At 66.9% G+C, this 17,912-nt stretch carries 15 protein-coding genes and 1 other RNA gene; 4 read left to right on the plus strand and 12 right to left on the minus strand.

The annotated features are described in order from the left end of the window. Window positions 1–3 precede the first annotated feature (3 nt). Both rnhA and V9L20_RS06240 read right to left on the minus strand, forming a co-directional pair. The gene (rnhA, locus tag V9L20_RS06235; RefSeq protein WP_126746501.1) at window positions 4–453 is read right to left on the minus strand and encodes a ribonuclease HI; all 450 of its coding nucleotides are present in this window, start codon (window positions 451–453) and stop codon (window positions 4–6) included. A gap of 41 nt (window positions 454–494) precedes the next feature. Then, window positions 495–1,268, minus strand: a complete 774-nt coding sequence (locus V9L20_RS06240) for a class I SAM-dependent methyltransferase (protein WP_337295909.1) — start codon at window positions 1,266–1,268, stop codon at window positions 495–497. On the opposite strand from V9L20_RS06240, the gene gloB reads away from it, so the two are divergent. Continuing rightward, entirely contained in the window at window positions 1,267–2,046 is a 780-nt protein-coding gene (gloB, locus tag V9L20_RS06245) for a hydroxyacylglutathione hydrolase (RefSeq protein ID WP_337295910.1), read from the plus strand. The two genes, V9L20_RS06240 and gloB, sit on opposite strands and share 2 nt — an antisense overlap. Then, the gene (locus V9L20_RS06250; RefSeq protein WP_337295911.1) at window positions 2,043–3,656 is read left to right on the plus strand and encodes a transglycosylase SLT domain-containing protein; all 1,614 of its coding nucleotides are present in this window, start codon (window positions 2,043–2,045) and stop codon (window positions 3,654–3,656) included. Before gloB ends, V9L20_RS06250 begins: the two co-directional genes overlap by 4 nt. A gap of 5 nt (window positions 3,657–3,661) precedes the next feature. Here V9L20_RS06250 and V9L20_RS06255 read toward each other — a convergent pair whose 3' ends face one another. The 7 genes from V9L20_RS06255 to dnaX all read right to left on the minus strand — a co-directional run bounded on the left by V9L20_RS06255 (window position 3,662) and on the right by dnaX (window position 9,800). Beyond that, a complete protein-coding gene (locus V9L20_RS06255; protein WP_126746504.1) occupies window positions 3,662–4,495 on the minus strand; it encodes an ABC transporter permease in 834 nt (277 codons plus the stop codon). Then, complete coding sequence (locus V9L20_RS06260) at window positions 4,492–5,307, minus strand: ABC transporter ATP-binding protein (RefSeq protein WP_258505945.1); 816 nt, start codon at window positions 5,305–5,307, stop codon at window positions 4,492–4,494. The genes V9L20_RS06255 and V9L20_RS06260 overlap by 4 nt, the downstream gene beginning before the upstream one ends. 54 nt (window positions 5,308–5,361) lie before the next feature. Continuing rightward, complete coding sequence (locus V9L20_RS06265) at window positions 5,362–6,396, minus strand: ABC transporter substrate-binding protein (protein WP_258505943.1); 1,035 nt, start codon at window positions 6,394–6,396, stop codon at window positions 5,362–5,364. A gap of 147 nt (window positions 6,397–6,543) precedes the next feature. Further along, the gene (locus tag V9L20_RS06270) at window positions 6,544–6,936 is read right to left on the minus strand and encodes an MAPEG family protein (RefSeq protein ID WP_337295912.1); all 393 of its coding nucleotides are present in this window, start codon (window positions 6,934–6,936) and stop codon (window positions 6,544–6,546) included. 15 nt (window positions 6,937–6,951) lie between these two features. Further along, on the minus strand, window positions 6,952–7,542 hold the full coding sequence (recR, locus tag V9L20_RS06275; protein ID WP_126746508.1) for a recombination mediator RecR: 591 nt from the start codon (window positions 7,540–7,542) through the stop codon (window positions 6,952–6,954). A gap of 7 nt (window positions 7,543–7,549) precedes the next feature. After that, on the minus strand, window positions 7,550–7,882 hold the full coding sequence (locus V9L20_RS06280) for a YbaB/EbfC family nucleoid-associated protein (protein ID WP_012747441.1): 333 nt from the start codon (window positions 7,880–7,882) through the stop codon (window positions 7,550–7,552). Window positions 7,883–7,934: 52 nt separating this feature from the next. Further along, window positions 7,935–9,800: a DNA polymerase III subunit gamma/tau gene (gene dnaX / locus V9L20_RS06285; RefSeq protein WP_337295913.1), complete on the minus strand. Its 1,866-nt coding sequence runs from the start codon at window positions 9,798–9,800 to the stop codon at window positions 7,935–7,937. Window positions 9,801–9,979: 179 nt separating this feature from the next. Between dnaX and ffs the strand changes: the two genes are divergently transcribed. Continuing rightward, window positions 9,980–10,076, plus strand: an RNA gene (gene ffs, locus V9L20_RS06290) — signal recognition particle sRNA small type. 256 nt (window positions 10,077–10,332) lie between these two features. Beyond that, complete coding sequence (locus V9L20_RS06295; protein ID WP_337295914.1) at window positions 10,333–10,665, plus strand: YegP family protein; 333 nt, start codon at window positions 10,333–10,335, stop codon at window positions 10,663–10,665. A gap of 68 nt (window positions 10,666–10,733) precedes the next feature. Here V9L20_RS06295 and V9L20_RS06300 read toward each other — a convergent pair whose 3' ends face one another. Genes V9L20_RS06300 through V9L20_RS06310 form a run of 3 tightly spaced genes read right to left on the minus strand, consistent with a single transcriptional unit; the run spans window position 10,734 to window position 17,829 of the window. Further along, window positions 10,734–11,978, minus strand: a complete 1,245-nt coding sequence (locus V9L20_RS06300) for a TIGR03862 family flavoprotein (protein ID WP_337295915.1) — start codon at window positions 11,976–11,978, stop codon at window positions 10,734–10,736. Beyond that, entirely contained in the window at window positions 11,975–15,235 is a 3,261-nt protein-coding gene (locus V9L20_RS06305) for a UvrD-helicase domain-containing protein (RefSeq protein ID WP_337295916.1), read from the minus strand. Before V9L20_RS06305 ends, V9L20_RS06300 begins: the two co-directional genes overlap by 4 nt. After that, window positions 15,232–17,829 (minus strand): PD-(D/E)XK nuclease family protein, encoded by a 2,598-nt coding sequence (locus V9L20_RS06310; RefSeq protein ID WP_337295917.1) that lies wholly within the window; start codon window positions 17,827–17,829, stop codon window positions 15,232–15,234. Before V9L20_RS06310 ends, V9L20_RS06305 begins: the two co-directional genes overlap by 4 nt. Between the last annotated feature and the right edge of the window lie 83 nt (window positions 17,830–17,912).

Below are 17,912 nucleotides of genomic sequence, written 5' to 3' on the forward strand. Positions count from 1 at the left end.
GGCCTAGATCCGGCCGAGGGCCTTGTCCACGCCCTTGTTGGCGAGCATGTCGGCGCGCTCGTTGCCCGGATCGCCCGAGTGGCCCTTGACCCACCGCCATTCGATGACGTGGCCGCCTTCGGCCACCAGCTTGTCGAGCTTTTGCCAGAGTTCCACGTTCTTTACCGGCTGCTTGGTGGAGGTGCGCCAGCCCTTGGCCTTCCAGCCGCGGATCCACTCGGTGATGCCCATGCGCACGTACTGGCTGTCGAGATAAAGAATGACCTTGCATGGCCGCTTGAGGGCGGCCAGGCCCTCGATCACGGCCGTGAGTTCCATGCGGTTGTTGGTGGTGTTCAGTTCGCCGCCGAACAGTTCCTTTTCGGTGGCGCCCGACTTGAGCCACGCGCCCCAGCCACCGGGGCCCGGGTTGCCCTTGCACGCACCATCGGTGTAGATCACGACTTCGTTCAAAACTTTCTTTTCCTTCTTCTTTCAATCGATCATTGATTCAATCATTCGGCGTGGTCGGCCTTGTGCACCTTGCCGGCCAGGGGCACCGGCGCTGTGGCGCGGGCCGCGGCGGCGCGGCGCCATTCGGCCCCAAGCAGTCGCATGCCGCGCACGCGCTTGACGGCCACCAGGAAATACACGGCGCCAAAAATGGGCCACCAGCGCTCGCCGGCTGTGTCCATCCAGCGGCAGCGCTCCAGCCATGCCTCGCTGCGCACCGCGGGCCGGTAAACGCCAAAACGCCCCGACTCCACCTCGAAGCTCAAGAGCCGCAGCCAGTCGCGAATGCGCCAGTAGCCGATGAACTCGCCGCCCTCGGGCAAGAAGAGTTCGCCGAAGCCGAGCTTGCGGTAGAGGTGCGCGCGGCGCTGCCGCATGCCCCACAGGCTGGCCGGGTTGAGCCCGCAGATCACCACGCGGCCTTCGGGCACCAGCACCCGCTCCACTTCGCGCAAGGTGGCGTGGGGGTCGGGGCTCAGCTCCAGTGCGTGCGGCAGCACCACCAGGTCCAGGCTGTTGGCCGCGAACGGCAGCGCCGCGAAGTCGGTGAACAGCGCGGCCCTGCCGGGTTGCTGCAAGGGGTCGCTCAAGGCGAGCCAGCGGTGCGGCATGCGGTTGGCGCGCAGTCCCTCGATCTCGGCTGCGCCCAGTTGCAGCGCGTGATAGCCGAAGACATCCGCCACGGCTTCGTCGAACTGGGCCTGCTCCCACGCCAGGAGGTAGCGGCCGGGGGGGGTCGCGAACCAATCCTGCAAACCTATAATTTGACCGCTCATGACCCTTGTTCCGCTGCCCGCCTTCGCTGACAACTACATCTGGATGCTGCAGGACGGGTCCAACGCGATCGTGGTGGACCCGGGCGACGCTCAACCGGTATTCGACGCGTTGACGCGCGACAAGCTGCAGCTCGCCGCGATTCTAGTCACGCACCACCACCCCGATCACACGGGCGGCGTGGCCGCGCTCCATGCGGCAACCGGCACGCCGGTCTTCGGCCCCGCGCGCGAGCGCATCCCCGAACCCTTCACGCCGCTTTCGCATGGCGACAGCGCCGAAGTGCTCGGGCTGCGCTTCCAGGTCATCGACGTGCCGGGCCACACGGCCGGCCACATTGCCTACTTCTTGCCCGCACACCAGGGCCAGGCGCCGCTGCTGTTTTGCGGCGACACGCTGTTCTCCGGCGGCTGCGGCCGCCTGTTCGAAGGCACGCCGGCGCAAATGCTGGCTTCGCTCGATGCGCTTGCAGCGCTGCCCGGCGACTCCCGCGTGTGTTGTGCGCACGAATACACACTTGCTAACCTGCGTTTTGCCCAAGCGGTGGAACCCGGCAATGCCGATCTGACTCAGTACACCGCGCATTGCGAAAGCCTGCGCGCGCAGGGGCAGCCCACGCTGCCTTCGCAATTGGCCACCGAACGCCGAATCAACCCCTTTCTTCGCAGCCGCGAAGCCACTGTCCTTAGAGCGGTGCGCGAGCACGCCGAGCTTTCCGCGAATGCGGGCGAAGCCGATGTGTTTGCCGCACTGCGCCAATGGAAAAACGACTTCCGATGAAATTTATCGCTGCTGCCTGCCTTGCAGGCTCACTGTTGCTCGCGGGCTGCGCGGGCACCACCACGGCCCCCTCTTCGTCCGGCACTTCCGCCCCATCCACCGCCACCACCGGCGGCACCGCCTCCAAGGTGGCCGGCAGCGCGGCGCCCGTCTACCCGGGCGGCCCTCTCACTCCCATCACCAGCAGCGAAGCGCATTCGCAAAGCGTCGTCACGCTCGCACCGCCCGCAGACATGTGGGACCGCATCCGCCGTGGCTTCAAGATGCCCAACCTCGAGAGCGACCTCGTGCGCGACCGCGAGCAGTGGTATGCCAGCCGGCCCGACTACATCCAGCGCATGACCGAGCGCTCGAACAAGTACATGTTCCACATCGTCGAGGAACTCGAGCGGCGCAACATGCCCACCGAACTCGCGCTGCTGCCTTACATCGAAAGCGCATTCAACCCGCAGGCCATTTCCAGCGCACGCGCCGCGGGCATGTGGCAGTTCATGCCGGCCACCGGCACCGACTTCGACCTGAAGCAGAACATCTTCCGCGACGACCGCCGCGACGTGGTGGCATCGACTCGCGCCGCGCTGGACTACCTGCAAAAGCTCTACCGCATGTTCGGCGACTGGCAGCTTGCGCTGGCCGCGTACAACTGGGGTGAAGGCAGCGTGAGCCGCGCCATTGCCAAGAACCAGCGCCTCGGCCTGCCCACCACCTACAGCGATCTTTCCATGCCGGCCGAAACGCGGCTCTACGTGCCCAAGCTGCAGGCCGTGAAGAACATCGTTGCGAACCCGCAGGCGTTCAACGCCGAACTGCCGCTGATCGCCAACCACCCATACTTTCAGACGGTGACGCTCACGCGCGACCTCGACGTCGAGCTGGCCGCCAAGCTGGCCGACGTTCGGCTCGAAGACTTTCGCGCCCTGAACCCCGCCGCGCACAAGCCGGTGCTGCTTGCGGCCGGAACGCAGCAGATCCTGCTGCCCTGGGACAACGCGGCCGTGTTCCAGCGCAATTTCGACGCCTACTCACAAGGCCAGTACGCCAGCTGGACGGCATGGGTGGTTCCCAACACCATGACGGTGGCCGATGCCGCCCAGCGCTCGGGCATGAGCGAGGCCGATCTGCGTGCGCTCAACAGCATTCCGCCGCGCATGCTCATCAAGGCGGGCTCCACGCTCATCGTGCCGCGCGGCGCCCGCGTGAAAGAAGACGTGACGGCCGTGGTCGCAGACAGCGGACATCTGAGCTTCCAGCCCGAAATTGTCAACCGCCGCACCACCATCAAGGCCGGCCGCAACGACAGCGTGGCCAGCATTGCGCGCCGCTACAAGCTCGCGCCCTCCAACGTGGCCGAGTGGAACGACGTCAAGCCCAACCACGCATTCAAGCGCGGCTACAGCGTGGTCGTGTACCTGCCGGTTCGCGCCGCTCCCGCGACTCGCGTCGGATCGGGCGCAGGACCGGCTCGCGGCCGCGCCACCGCAAGCGCCAAGCGCGGCGGCAGCGCGGTAAAGGCGACTGCCGCGCGCGGCAGCAACGTGGCAAAGTCGAGCGGCAAGCAGCAGGTCGTGCGCGAAAAGCGCGGCGGCACGCCGGCAAAGAAGAAGCGCTAACCCGGCTAGAGCTTTTCAGTCTCGCCGCTGCGCGGCTGCCACTTCATCAGGCGCTTCTCGATGAGCCCCACCAGCCCGTCGAGCAGCAGCGCAAAAGCGGTGAGCACCACAATGCCGGCAAACACGGTGTTGACGTCGAAGGTGCCTTCGGCCTGCAGTATCAGGTAGCCCACGCCGCGCGCCGAGCCCAGGTACTCGCCCACCACCGCGCCCACGAAGGCCAGGCCCACCGAGGTGTGCAGGCTCGAGAACACCCAACTGGTGGCGCTGGGCAGATAGACGGTGCGCAGCAGCTGCCGCTGATTCGCGCCCAGCATCTTCGCGTTGGCCAGCACCACGGGGCTGACCTCGCGCACGCCCTGGTAGACGTTGAAGAACACGATGAAGAACACCAGCGTGACGGCCAGCGCCACCTTGCTCCAGATGCCCAAGCCGAACCACAGCGCGAAGATCGGCGCCAGGATCACGCGCGGCATCGAATTGGCGGCCTTGATGTAGGGGTCGAGTATCAGGCTCGCCGTGGGCGCCAGCGCCAGCCAGAGTCCGCACGCCAGGCCCAGCACCGTGCCGATGCCGAAGGCCAGCACCGTCTCGAGCAGCGTGGTGCCCAGGTGGCGGTAGATGTCCGCATTGCCTTTCAGCCCCTCTGGGAACAGCAGGTTCGGCGGCACTTCGAACGGCAGAAACCAGCTCCAGATGCGGCCGGCCACCTGAATGGGCTCGCCCAGGAAGAACGCGATCTGCTGGTTGCGCGAGGCCACGTGCCAGGCCACGAGCAACACCACGAGCAGCACCAGTTGCCAGAAGCGCGCGTTGCGTTCGTTCAGGCGCGGCATCATGCGGCCTTCCTCAGTTGCTGCGCGTAGCCCTTGAGAACTTCGTCGCGCAGCACCTCCCAGATCTGCGTGTGCAGTTCGACAAAGCGCGGCTGCGTGCGCACCTCGGCGACGTCGCGCGGGCGGGCGAGGTCGATGGCGAATTCGCCGATGGGGTGCGTGGCCGGGCCGGCCGACAGCACCACCACGCGGTCGCTCATCGCAATGGCCTCGTCGAGATCGTGCGTGATGAAGAGCACCGCCTTTTTCTTGGCACTCCACAGTTCAAGCACTTCGTTTTCCATCAGCTGCCGGGTCTGTATGTCGAGCGCGCTGAAGGGCTCGTCCATGAGGATGATGTCGGGGTCGAGCACCAGCGTCTGCGCCAATGCCACGCGCTTGCGCATGCCGCCCGACAGCTGATGCGGGTAGCGGTCGCCGAAACCCGAAAGGCCCACGCGCGAAAGCCAGGCCTCGGCCTGCTCGCGCGCATCGGCATCCGAAACGCCCCGGTACTGCAGCCCCACCATCACGTTGGCGACGGCGCTGCGCCACGGCATCAGCGCCTCGGTCTGGAACATGTAGCCGGCCCGCGCGTTCACGCCGGCAAGCGTCTGGCCAAACACCTTCACCGTGCCCGACGACGGTTCGAGCAGGCCCGCGCCCACATTCAGCAACGTCGACTTGCCGCACCCCGTCGGCCCCACCACCGACACGAACTCCCCCGCCCTGACGCGCAGCGTGGTGTCTGCCACCGCGGTGTAGCGCTGGCCCGGATCGTCCTTCGAGTGAAAGGTGCAACTGATGGAGAGAAGTTCGAGTGCGTAGTCGGACATGTCTGGCTGCAAGAAAAAACCCGGCCGAAGCCGGGTCGCGAGGACGTCCGGAGGTCAGGCTTTGAACCTGTCCTTCGCGCGCCGGGCAAAATCGTTGGTGTAGGTCTTGGCAAGATCGATCTTGTCGGCCTTCACTGCCGCGTCGAAGCTCGAAATGGCTGTGAGCGCCGTCTTCGGCCCCTCGGCCGGCACGAGGCCATCGGTGGCAATCGATTCGCGCACCTTGTCGAAAGACGCAAGGTACAGCGCGCGGTCGCCGAGCAGATAGGTTTCGGGCACCGTCTTGATGATGTCGCCTGGCCCCGCCGTCTGCAGCCACTTGAGGCCGTGCACGATGGCGTTGGCCAGCGCCTGGCAGGTGTTGGGGTTCTTCTGGATGAAGTCCATCGGCGCGTAGAGGCAGGCCGCGGGCATCGGCCCGCCGAACACCTGCTGCGTGCCCTTGAGCGTGCGCGTGTCGCTGATGATCTTCACGTCGCCCTTCTGCTCGAGCATGGTCATCACCGGGTCGGTGTTGCTGATGGCGTCGATCTGGCCCGAGCGCAGCGCCGTGAGTGCGCCGGCCGCGACACCCACGCCGATGTAGCTCACGTCGCTGGCCTTCAGGCCGCCGCGCGAGAGCACGAGGTTGGCCACCATGTTGGTCGACGAGCCCGGCGCGGAGACGCCGATCTTCTTGCCCTTCAGGTCGGCAATGCCGGCATAGCCCGCCATGTTCTTGGTCGACACCCCCACCGCAATTTGCGGCGCGCGGCCCTGCAGCACAAAGGCCTGGAAGAACTGGTTCTTGGCCTGCAGGTTGATGGTGTGTTCGTAGGCGCCGGAGCACACGTCGGCCGAACCACCCACCACGGCCTGCAGAGCGCGTGCGCCGCCGGCAAAGTCGGAAATCTCGACCTCGAGGCCTTCGGCCTTGAAGTAGCCGAGCTGCTCGGAGATGGTGAGAGGCAGATAGTAGAAGGCTGCCTTGCCGCCGACTGCGATGGAAATCTTCGTCTTCTCGAGCTTGGCTTGCGCAAAGACCCGCGGCAGCGCAACTGCTGCGGCAGCGACTGCGGAGGCGGTGATGAGGGTTCTGCGATGGAGCATGGAGCGGTCCTGCGGGCTCTTTGATTCTGGTGAACTGAATCGAGCTTAGGGGTGCGCCCGCGTTGCCTGCATCGGGGTCATCCCGTGCGGGTTTTCACGTAAACATGAAGACCTCTACGAGGCCTCTTGCGAATGGCGTGCGTGCGCCTATCGCGCGATGAAAAGAATCGCGATGTTGACCAGGAATCCGAGTGCCCACACCGCGCTGCGCACGCTGCCGATGCCCTTGATGTACACCGCGATGTAGATCACGCGCAAGACGACGTATGCGGCCGCGAGCATGTCGAGCCTTGCCTGCGCCGCGCCGAGCTGATGCGCAATGATCACCGCGCCGATGAAGAACGGCAGTCCTTCGAAGCTGTTGGCCTGCGCACTGTTGGCGCGAGCGCGCCAGCCGCTCTGCCTTGCGGCCCAATCGCGCGGCTGAACGTTGTCGCGCGGCCCGAAGCTGCCGACCTTTGCGATCCATGCCGCCAGGTACGGCAGGCCGCAGGCAATGAACACGCACCAGTAGGCAATGGTGAGCAATGAAAAAGTCATGTCGGTTGTCTGTGCCTACCTGCGGTCTACCAGCGCATGCGCGATGGTGCCGAGGTCGACGTATTCGAGTTCGCTGCCCGCCGGCACGCCGCGCGCAAGCCGTGTCACGTTGAGCCCACGCTGCTTGAGCGCTTCGCCGATCACGTGCGCGGTGGCTTCGCCTTCTGCCGTGAAGTTGGTGGCAAGGATGACCTCGCTGACTGTGCCGTCCAGCGCGCGATCAAAAAGCTTCTGCAGGCCGATGTCCTTGGGCCCGATGCCGTCGAGCGGACTGAGCTTGCCCATCAGCACGAAGTAATAGCCGCGGAACGCACCAGTGCGCTCGAGCGCCGCCTGGTCGGCGGGCGTTTCGACCACGCAGAGCTTGCTCGCGTCGCGGCGCGGGTCCAGGCATACGTTGCAGACCGGCGCCTCGGTGAAGGTGTTGCAGCGCTCGCAATGCCGCACGTTGCCGGCCGCCTGCTGCAGGGCGCGCGCGAGCAGCTGCGCACCCTCGCGGTCGTGCTGCAGCAAATGAAAAGCCATGCGCGAGGCCGACTTCACGCCGACACCGGGCAGGCGGCGCAACGCATCGACCAATGCGTCGAGCGAACTGGCATCCGCCATCAACGGCTCAGAACGGCAGCTTCATGCCGGGCGGCAGGCCCGGCATGCCGGCCGTGAGCTTGCCCATCTTCTGCTCGCTGGTTTCCTCGGCCTTGCGCACGGCGGCATTGAAGGCGGCAGCCACCAGGTCTTCGAGCATGTCCTTGTCGTCGGCCAGGAGGCTCGGGTCGATGGTGATGCGCTTCACATCGTGCTTGCAGGTCATCACGACCTTGACCAGGCCGGCACCCGATTCGCCTTCGACCTCGATGGTGGCCAGCTCTTCCTGGGCCTTCTTGAGGTTGTCCTGCATTGCCTGCGCCTGCTTCATGAGGCCGGCCAGTTGTCCTTTGTTGAACATCGTTGGTCCTGATTGATTGGTTGGAAAAATGGGGAAGGATAAGAGACGGCGCTCAGGCGGGCTTGAGCGTTCCAGGCACGATCTTCGCATCGAATTCGCGCATCAGCATCTGCACCTCGGGGTCGTTGCGAATCGCCTCTTCGGCCACGCGCTGGCGTTCGTCGGCCGCGTGCTTGTTGCGGCGCGCGGGGCTGTCGACCACGCCGCCGATTTCAATGGCCAGCTTCACGCTGTGGCCCAGGGCCGCCAGGGCGTCGGCGAGCTTCTCGCGCGCCGAAGGCTGGTTGAGCAGTTCCCGCTCCACGCGCAGTATCCACTGGTCGACATCGCGCGCCACCAGCTGCGACTGCAGCGCAAGCTCGCGCGCCAGGGCGTTGATGCTCTCGGCCGCAATCATCTGCGTGACGGTGGCATGCCAGAAATCGCCGTCTTCGCTGGGGGGAATGGGCGGTGCGGGGGCGCGCTGTCCGTCGGGCCGCGGCACGTCCCGCTGACTTGGCGGCGGCTGCACGCGAATCGGCACCGCAAGCACCTTGGGGCGGTCTTCGCCGGGCGACGGCTCCGCCGAAGGTTGCGGCCTCGGCGGCCCACCTTGGCGCATCGGTTCGCTCACCACCGCAAGGCGCTGGCCTGCCGGGGCCGAATTGGCTTGCGGGGGCACCGGTGCGGCAGCCGGAGCGGGCGCTTCGGCTACCGGTGCAACCCGGGCCGCAGGTGCCGCCGCGGGCGCGAAAACCGCCCTTGGGGCGTCATTCAGAGTTTTTTTTTCCGCGGAGCCCGAAGAGGCCGATGCGGAGGTTGCGGCGCCCGAAGGCTTGAAGGCCAGCAGCCGCAGCAGCACCATCGTGAGCGCCGCGTACTCGTCGGGCGCCAGTCCCAGCTCGCCGCGGCCGTGCAGGCACAGGCTGTAGAGCAATTGCGTTTCGTCGGCCGGCATCAACGACGCCAGGCGCGCCGTGTCGGCCGCATCCGGGTCGGTGGCCGAATCGGCCGATTCCGCGCGCGAAGGCACCGCCTGCAGCACGGCCATGGCCTGCAGCACGGCGGTCATTTCTTCCAGCGTGGACGCAGCGGACATACCGTCGCGCCGCAGTGCCTCGGAGGTGTCGACCACCGTCTTGCCGTCGCCCTGCGCCAGCGCCTCGATCAGCTTGAACACATGGCCGCGGTCGACGCTGCCGAGCATCTGCCGCACGCCGGTTTCGAGCAGTTCGCCGTTGCCGAAGGCAATCGCCTGGTCGGTGAGCGACAGCGCATCGCGCATCGATCCACGCGCGGCACGTGCCAGCAGCCGCAATGCCTGCGGCTCGGCCGGCACCTGCTCGGTCTGCAACACGCTCGTCAGGTGTTCGAGCACGGTTTCGGGCGCCATTGGTCGCAGGTTGAACTGCAGGCAGCGCGACAGCACCGTGACCGGCACCTTCTGCGGATCGGTCGTTGCCAGAACGAACTTGAGGTATTCCGGCGGCTCTTCGAGCGTCTTCAGCATCGCGTTGAACGCGGTGTTGGTGAGCATGTGCACTTCGTCGATCATGAAGACCTTGAAGCGCCCCTGCACCGGCTTGTAAACCGCCTGTTCGAGCAGCGCCTGCACCTCGTCCACCCCGCGGTTCGAGGCCGCATCCAGCTCGGTGTAGTCGACGAAACGGCCCGAATCGATGTCCTTGCAGGCCTGGCACACCCCGCAAGGCGTGGCCGTGATGCCGCCCTGCCCGTCCGGGCCCTGGCAGTTGAGCGACTTGGCCAGAATGCGCGAAACCGTGGTCTTGCCCACGCCCCGCGTGCCGGTAAAAAGGTAGGCGTGATGCAGGCGCTGCGTGGTCAACGCGTTCTCGAGCGCCTGCACCACGTGCCCCTGGCCGACCATCTCACCAAAGGTTTTCGGACGGAACTTGCGAGCGAGCACGAGATAAGACATTGGGGGCATTCTAAAAGGCGCCGCACCCGTTCCCGGAGCTATCCCGGAATCAAAAAAGCCCCCCTCTTTTCGTGGGATACCGAGGAACCGGCTTTGCCGGGCCTCTGGTATCGCCCCCAGCAGGGGGGTGGGCGAAGCGACACGAAGTGCGCGCAGCCTGGGGGGTTACAATAGCCTTTGACGGGCCTCCCTGCATGGTGAAGTGGCCAACCGGGTCAGGTGGGGAACCAAGCAGCCCTAACTGCGTAGTCAGTGCCAGGGGTAAGGCTCGTCAACCTAACATCAAAAAACCGCGAGTTCTCAAGAACTTGCGCGCGCCCAAAGGGCTGTGCGCCCCCGCCAGCGGAACCCACACACCAACGCATCTGCGGGTTCTGTTCGTGAACAATTGCAGTGTCCTTCTAAGTTCCTTTACGCCAGACTCGTCCGTTGCGCTCGCGGGCCTATAGGCTGGCGCGGATTCGATTTTGAATCTGGTGGGAAAACCGGCGCCCTCGGTGTTGTCACTTCCCCGCATCACAGGAGCACTCAGATGGCAGGCTGGTTTGAACTGAACAAGAGCACCAATGATCAGTACTATTTTGTTCTGAAGGCAGGCAACGCAGAGAGTATCTTGAGCAGCGAGCAATACGTGGCCAGGAGTTCGGCAGAAAACGGCATTGCGTCCGTGCAAGCCAACTGCGCGGCGGATGACCGCTATGAAAAGAAGACCAGCACCAACGACAAGCTGTTCTTCAATCTCAAGGCCATGAACCATCAGGTCATCGGCACAAGCCAGATGTATGCGTCGGAGCAAGCGCGCGAGGTGGGAATTGCATCGGTGAAAGCGAACGGCGTCACCAAGACCATCAAAGACAACACCTGAAAAACTGCAAGCCTGTGCCAGGCTTGCAGCTCAAATCTCTCGCGCCGGAATCTACCGGTGCGAGGCGTTCAACGCCCCAGTCGTTCGATCGCTCCGCGGGCCGCGGCCGCACCACTGGCCATGGAGGCCGTCAGCAGGTAACCGCCGGTCGGCGCCTCCCAATCGAGCATTTCCCCCGCAACGAACACGCCCGGCAATGCGCTCGCCATGAGCCCTTCGTCCAGCGCATCGAAGCGCACACCACCCGCGGTGCTGATGGCTTCATCGATGGGGCGTGCCGCAACCAGCCGCAGCGGTACGGCCTTGATGGTTGCTGCCAGCTGCGCAGGGTCTTGCATGGCCTCTCGGCTCAGCACTTCGTGCAGCACGCCGGCCTTGATGCCTTCCAGGCCGAGCCGGCTCTTGAGGTGGCTGCTGAGCGAACGGGCGCCGCGCGGATGCGTGACGGCGGCCAGCACTTGCTCGGCGCTGCGGTCTGGCAGCAGATCGAGCAGCAGCGTGGCGCTGCCGTGCGCAGTGATCTCGTCGCGCAGCAATGCCGATGCTGCGTAGATCAGGCTACCCTCGATGCCGGTGGCAGTCGCAACGAACTCGCCCTTGCGCGCAAAGCGGCGGCCGTGGCTGTCGGTAAACGAAATGGCGACAGACTTGAAAGGCAGGCCCGCGAAGCGGCTGGAGAAATGTTCGCTCCACCCTGCTCCATCGAAGCCGCAATTGGCGGGAAGCAGCGGCGCAACGTCGATCCCGCGCGCCTGAAGCCACGGCGCCCACGCGCCATCGGAGCCCAGCCGCGCCCAACTGGCACCACCGAGCGCGAGCACTACCGCATCGGCGTTCACGGCGGCCTCGCCGGCCGGGGTGGCAAACCGCAGCGAAGCCGCGGCGATCGGCGCATCGCCTTCGACAAGCCAGCGATGGCGCATATGAAACTGCACGCCCGCTGCGCGCAGCCGCTGCAGCCACGCACGCAGCAACGGCGCGGCTTTCATGTCGGTCGGGAAGACGCGGCCCGAGGTGCCGACGAAGGTCTCGATGCCCAGGCCTGCAGCCCATTCGCGCACCTGCTCAGGGCCGAACTGGGTGAGCATGGGTTCGAGCTGCGCGCGCCGGTCGCCGAAGCGGCTCATGAAGATGTCGAAGGGCTCGGAGTGCGTAAGGTTCAGCCCGCCACGGCCGGCCAGCAGGAACTTGCGGCCCACCGAGGGCATGGCGTCGTACACGTGCACCTGCACGCCGGACGCGCTCAAGACTTCGGCCGCCATGAGGCCGGCAGGTCCGCCGCCGATCACGGCGACGGTATGGGAAAGAGTCATTCGAGATTTACCAGTTCGCCCTGCCCGGTCAGGAACGCGGCGCGCACCGTGGCACCGGGATAGGCATGTTGCACGGCGGCGCGGTAGCGCTGCATCTGTGCGATGAGTGCCGCGTCGCGCTCAGGGCGGGCGGCAGATTTGTAGTCGAGGATCCACCAGGCACCGGTGGCGCGCTCGCGCACCAGCCGGTCGATGCGCAGCGTTTCGCCCTCGTGCACCAGGGTGACTTCATTGCCGTGCCAGTCGATCATGCGCTCATTCCAAGCCCATGCGCCGGCGCCGCCGCGAATGCGCTCGGCGAGCACCGCGGCGCCGCGTGCCTGCTGCGCGTCGAGCAAGAACTCGCGCGCCGCGGCGCGCACATGCGCGGCCGGCAGCGGCTCGCCCGGCTCGGCCCATTCGAGCAGACGGTGCATCGCCTGGCCGAACGCGGCAGCGCGCGCATCGACCGTGGCGTCGGCGGCTTTCTTGATAACCACGGGTTCCTTGACGGTCGGCGCGAGCGTGGGCATCTGCTTCATCGGGAAGCTGCCCGCACCGGAAGCCACCGGCAACACGATCAGCGGCTCATCGGCTTCGGCCGGTTCGCACATCGACTCGAGCCGCGACCACCAGCTGCCCTCGTTGGCGCGGGCCGGCTGCACCGACGACAGCACAAGGCGCTCGCGCGCCCGGGTGGTTGCGACGTAAAGACCATTGAGCTCTTCGCGGTGGCGCGCGCGCTGTTCTTCTTCGAGCAACGTGGTGGCGCAGCCCGGCGGTGTTTTCTCGCTCGCCAGGAACACGAAACGCGTGGGCGCACTGTCGCTGCCCTTCCATTCGACCAGCACGCCCATGGTCTGGGCGCGCGGCGGCGGCGCGTCGCAGTCGAGCATCAGCACGGTGTCGGCCTCGAGGCCCTTGGCACCGTGCACGGTAAGCAGTTGCACCGCATCGGGCACGGCGACGGACGGCGCCCTGACGCCCCCGGCCCGCAATGCGCGCACCAGCGCATAAGGCGTGGCGTAGCGCGCGCCTTCGATCTCCAGCGATGCCGCCAGCAGCCCCCGCAGATTGGCCAAGGCACTCTGGCGCATGGCCGAAGGCATGGCGGCGCCGAACCTGGCGAGCACATCGCCGTCGTGAAAGATCGCATCGAGCGCATCGTGCGGTGGCAACGCAGCAAGCCAGCGCCGCCATTGCTTGAGCTTGGCGCCCGCCTCGACCAGTTCCGGCGGCAAGCCTTCGCCCTTCTGGATCAGCGCGAACCAGCTCACAGAGGGGTGCTCGCGCTGGCGCAGCGCCAACTGCACCAGTGCGTCGTCGCCGATGCCGAACAGCGGCGACTTGAGCGCACGTGCCAGGGAGAGGTCGTGCGCGGGCGACACCAGCGCATCAATCAGCGCGACCACATCCTGCACTTCAGGCGCATCGTGCAGCTCGTTCTTTTCGGGCTGCTGCACGGGAATGTGCCGCTGACGCAGCGCGTCCTGCATGGCGGACAGGCGGTTGCGGCGGCGCGCCAGCACCATGATCTGCCGCGGCGGCGTGCCGTCGGCAATGCGCTGCGCCACCCAGCGTGCGGCCTGCTCGCATTCCTTTTGCAGCAATTGCTCTTCGGGCAGCACGCGCGGGGTCACGAGGCTGTCGCGCCAATGCAGCATGCCGTCGTCGGCAGGTGCGGCTGCGGCCGTGCTGACCGCATCGCGGTCGATAGGCGGGAGCTTGAGCAGTTCGCCCTCGTCGTTGCGCTCGGTGGTGTGCGCGCGGTAGCCGTCGAACTCGCCCGCTTCCTGCGCGGCGAGCATCGCCTGGTTGACAAGGCCGACCACCGCACGCGCGTTGCGGTGGGTGTGATCGCAGTTGAGCAGTTCGCCGCCCAAGCCTTCGCGCACGAACTTCTTCGCGGCAATGAACACCTGCGGCTCGGCGCGGCGAAAGCGGTAGATGCTCTGCTTCGGATCGCCCACGATGAAGACGCGCGGCGCCTTGCCGCCCGCGCCGGTGTAGGCACTGAGCCAGCCGTAGAGCGCCTGCCACTGCAACGGGTTGGTGTCCTGGAACTCGTCGATCAACAGATGGGCGATGCGTGCATCGAGCCGCTCCTGCACCCAGCCCGACAGCGCCGACTGGCCGAGCAGCAGCTGCGCGGCCTGCTCGACGTCGTTCATGTCGACCCATCCGTGCGCGCGCTTCACATCGGCAAACGCGGAGACGAGGATGCGCGTGAGGCGCGTCATGCGCTGCTGGTAGAGCCACGCAGCGTGCTGGGCCTGCGCCATGCACAGGGTCTGGAGCTCGGCTTCGGCTTCTTGCGCGGCGGGGAATTTCTGCAGGTTCTTGGTGAGCCGGTCTTCGGTCGCGACGAAGAAATTCTTGCGCAGATGCGCCAAGGCGGCGGCACGCGATTCGCTTGGCGGCTCGCCGGTGCCGAACACGTCGATGATCGCCTCGGCGGCCTTCTGTGGCGTCTTGTTGGCCTCGCGGCCGAGCGCGGCGGCGCGATCGAGCCAGCGGCGCCTGACAAGGTCTCCACTCAAGGCATCGGTCGGCTCGTCCAGGCCTCGGAGCGAAGGATGCATGGCGCTGAAGTGCTGCACCGCCGACGCCGGGTCGGACAGCGCAAACTCGACGCGGCGCGTGAGCGCTTCGCCCAGGGCCTTGGCGGTCTGCGAGCGGCCGTAGGTGGCCACGACGGCGTAGTAGTCGGCCAGCGCCTCCTTGTCGGCCGTCACGGCCTCGAAGAAGGGCCGCCAGGTGCGCGCGCGCGCCTCGGCATCGTCTTCGAGCAGTTCGTAGTTCGCAGGCAGGCCGAGTTCACGCAATACCGCCAGTGGCGCGTTGCGCAACAGCCCTGCAAACCAGGCATGGAAGGTACGAAACTGCACCGGCCGGCCGCCTTCGAGCAAGCGCCTGTAGAGGCCTTTCAGGCGCGGGACGGCGGCAAGTGCGGCCGCGGGATCGACACCGCGCATGACGAGCTCGTGCACCAGTTCTTCGGGGCTGCGCTCGGGGAACTGCTCCAGCCATTGGTCGAGCCGTTCCCGCATTTCTCCGGCGGCCTTCTTGGTGAAGGTAATCGCCAGGATCTCGTGCGGCTCGCAGGCGGATTCGCCCTCTTCGAGCAGCGCGCGCAAGATGCGGGACACCAGCATCCAGGTCTTGCCTGCGCCGGCGCAGGCTTCGACCGCAACGGAGCGACGCGGATCGCAGGCGACGGTGTAGAAGGCCTCGCGCGTGACGTGCCGGCCGTTGTGTTCGTAGGCGGCGCCGTTCATTGGGCAGGCCCTCCGGGCACAGCTTCAGTCAAAAGTGGAGGTTGTTCGACTTCCCAGAAATCTTTTCTGCAAAGCCCGCGCGCCGCGCAGTAATCGCAAATTGCGCCCTCCCCCAACGGCGGCAGCGCCGCGCCCTGGGCGATGCGGGTGAAATCGTCGAGGATGCCCGCGACCAGCGCATCGCGCGCCTCCACCACCACCGGCTGCTCGACAGTCTGCGTGCCGGACGACTTCTCACCGACGTTGACGTAGGCCGCGCGCAGCGTGTCGTCGGCCACCAGCGCGGCATAGAAGGCAAGCTGCGTGTCCTCGGTCGGGTCCTTCACGCGCTCCTTGGTGACCGCGGCCGATTCGGTCTTGTAGTCGATCACGAAGGCCTGCCCATCGGGCATGCGGTCGATGCGGTCCAGCCGGCCGACCAGTTGCAGGTGGCCCAGCGGCTGCTCCATCCACGGTTCTGATTCGGCGAAGACAGCGCCGCTTGCCTCATGGCCGGCAAGCCACTGCAGGTAGCCGTCGCGCACCGCCGGCCACGCCGCGGCGAACGGCAGGAACTCGGCATCGGACAACGCGAACTCGTGGGTGGCGCGCTCGGCCGCGGCGGTGATGTACGCCAACCGCTCCGCCATCTCATTGGTGGGGGTTTCTTTCAGCGCCTCATGAAAGTGGCCCAGCACGGCATGCAGCCAGTTGCCGAAGTCGCGCTTGTCGACTTCGGCGTCGAGCTCGTCGGCACTGCGAAGACCAAGTTGGCGCAACGCGAAGAAGCGGTAGGGGCAGCGGCGCAGGTCTTCGTAGACGCTGGTCGAAATGTTCCGCAGCGGCAGCAGCGCTCCAGAGGGGGTCGGGTACAGGGTCGGCTGCAGCGCAATCTCGCGCGGCGTGCGTGGGTCCGCCGCCATTTGCAGCGCATGGTCGAGCTGCAGCGCCTGCACCAGCGGACTCGGCCGCACCGGCTCGCCGCTCGCATCGGACTGGCGCCACAGCAATTCGCAGCAAGGGTTGCACAAGGCCGCGGCCCAGGCCGAACGCTGCGCGGCCTCGAGCGTTTCGCGCGCGGGCAAGCCCAGTTCGGCGCGCTGGACAGCGCTCCAGTTGCCGGGCGGCTCGGGCGAAGCCGGCAAGCGCCGGTCGTCGCAGCCTGGAATGACCACCGCGCCGAATGCGCGCCCCAGCAGCTGGTGCAGCGGCAGCACCACCACCTGCGGCACGTCGCCGCCGGCTGGCGGTACAAAGCTGGCATCTTCGAGCACGTCGCGCACCCACGCGGTGAACTCGGCCAGCGTGTGGCGTCCACCGGGAAATTCGTCGTCGTCGCCGTGCGCGCCGGCGTCGAGCCACAGGGCGCCGATCACCTTGCCACCGGCCATGTCGGCGGCGAGCGGCTCCCACTGCCCGCCGGCTTCGAGCAGCTCGCGCAAGGCCCGGAGCCAGTCTGCAAGCGGCCTGGAACGGGCCATGGCCATGCGGCGGCCTTCGACGGCTTCGGTGAAGGGCAGCAATGCGATGTCTTGCGGCTTTTCGCTGCGCGCGGCCTGCCCGCACCAGGCAGCCCACTCGCGCACGCCCTCGCGCCGCAGCCGCGCCTCGAGCGCCTGCACGGCGAGCGCATCGCCGTCGACGCTGCTCTTGAGCCACTCGAGCACCTGGTCGCTGCCCGCGTCGTGCGCACAGGCGCGCAGCGCGCTCATCACGGTGGCGGCGGCGCGCGTGGTGGAAAGCTTCCAGCCGGTTTCGTCGTGCGCCGTGATGCCGTGCGCCTGGAGCTGCGCGCCGATGCGCCGCGTGAGCGCACGGTCGGTGGTGATGAGCGCGACCGGCGCGCGGCCCTCGGCCAGGTGCCGCAGCACACAGGCGGCAGCCAGTTCCGCCTCGTCTTCGGGGTCGTCGGCAATGTGCGCGCTGGCGGCCGCGGCGGGCGGCGCCGTGGGCACCAGCGAGAGATGAATCGCGCGATCGCCCCACAGGTTGCACAGCGTCTGCGTGAGCGGATCGGTCTGGAAGCCCTCGAGCACGATGAGCGCATCGACCTGCGTGCGCACGTTTTCGCGCAGCAACACATCGGTGGCATAGCCCGAGTTGGCGGCCCAGGCCACCGCAACGCGGATCAGCGCGCTTTCGATGCGGAACCACTCCGACTCGCTGCCCGCTTCGGCCACGTGGGCCGCCTTCTGCGCCCATTCGCCGCCGCGCTCTTGCGGTAACGCGGCGGCCGCCAGCGGAGCCAGCTGGTAGGCCAGTTCGACCACCCGCCCGGCCAGCGCAAAGCGTTCGGCGGCAAAGCCGGCCTGCGACAGCAGCGCCTGGGCCGTGACCAGGTCGCGCGCCATGTCGAATGCGATGTCGTAGCCCGTGGGCAAAAAGCCGCCCGAGCTGCGCGCCCAGTTGCGGGTGGTCTCGAACCGGGGCACGAAGCCCGGGCTGCCGCAGCGCGCCCACATGCCGCGGGCGACTCCCATGAGTTGTGCATAGGGCACCAGCACCACGGTGCGCGCCGCGTGCAGCTGGCGCTGCGCGATGGCGGCGGCAATGCGGGCAACCACGCCGTCGGCGGGGTCGCACCACAGGGCCCGGACGGGGTGGCCTTCGTTCATGTTCTATCGAGGGGTTGGAGGGCGTGGGAGCGCGACGCGCAACGGGCTTTTGCTATCGGCGCCATAGCGTTCCCGCACGGCAC

Source organism: Variovorax sp. CCNWLW225 (assembly GCF_037204045.1).
Classification (GTDB): Bacteria; Pseudomonadota; Gammaproteobacteria; order Burkholderiales; family Burkholderiaceae_C; genus Variovorax.

What these genes read in the sequence shown, in the direction of transcription:
- gloB (WP_337295910.1), top strand. Translation starts at nt 1,267, where the DNA reads ATGACCCTTGTTCCGCTGCCCGCCTTCGCTGACAACTACATCTGGATG.
- V9L20_RS06240 (WP_337295909.1), bottom strand. Translation starts at nt 1,268, where the DNA reads ATGAGCGGTCAAATTATAGGTTTGCAGGATTGGTTCGCGACCCCCCCC.
- V9L20_RS06250 (WP_337295911.1), top strand. Translation starts at nt 2,043, where the DNA reads ATGAAATTTATCGCTGCTGCCTGCCTTGCAGGCTCACTGTTGCTCGCG.
- V9L20_RS06255 (WP_126746504.1), bottom strand. Translation starts at nt 4,495, where the DNA reads ATGATGCCGCGCCTGAACGAACGCAACGCGCGCTTCTGGCAACTGGTG.
- V9L20_RS06260 (WP_258505945.1), bottom strand. Translation starts at nt 5,307, where the DNA reads ATGTCCGACTACGCACTCGAACTTCTCTCCATCAGTTGCACCTTTCAC.
- V9L20_RS06265 (WP_258505943.1), bottom strand. Translation starts at nt 6,396, where the DNA reads ATGCTCCATCGCAGAACCCTCATCACCGCCTCCGCAGTCGCTGCCGCA.
- V9L20_RS06270 (WP_337295912.1), bottom strand. Translation starts at nt 6,936, where the DNA reads ATGACTTTTTCATTGCTCACCATTGCCTACTGGTGCGTGTTCATTGCC.
- recR (WP_126746508.1), bottom strand. Translation starts at nt 7,542, where the DNA reads ATGGCGGATGCCAGTTCGCTCGACGCATTGGTCGATGCGTTGCGCCGC.
- V9L20_RS06280 (WP_012747441.1), bottom strand. Translation starts at nt 7,882, where the DNA reads ATGTTCAACAAAGGACAACTGGCCGGCCTCATGAAGCAGGCGCAGGCA.
- dnaX (WP_337295913.1), bottom strand. Translation starts at nt 9,800, where the DNA reads ATGTCTTATCTCGTGCTCGCTCGCAAGTTCCGTCCGAAAACCTTTGGT.
- V9L20_RS06295 (WP_337295914.1), top strand. Translation starts at nt 10,333, where the DNA reads ATGGCAGGCTGGTTTGAACTGAACAAGAGCACCAATGATCAGTACTAT.
- V9L20_RS06300 (WP_337295915.1), bottom strand. Translation starts at nt 11,978, where the DNA reads ATGACTCTTTCCCATACCGTCGCCGTGATCGGCGGCGGACCTGCCGGC.
- V9L20_RS06305 (WP_337295916.1), bottom strand. Translation starts at nt 15,235, where the DNA reads ATGAACGGCGCCGCCTACGAACACAACGGCCGGCACGTCACGCGCGAG.
- V9L20_RS06310 (WP_337295917.1), bottom strand. Translation starts at nt 17,829, where the DNA reads ATGAACGAAGGCCACCCCGTCCGGGCCCTGTGGTGCGACCCCGCCGAC.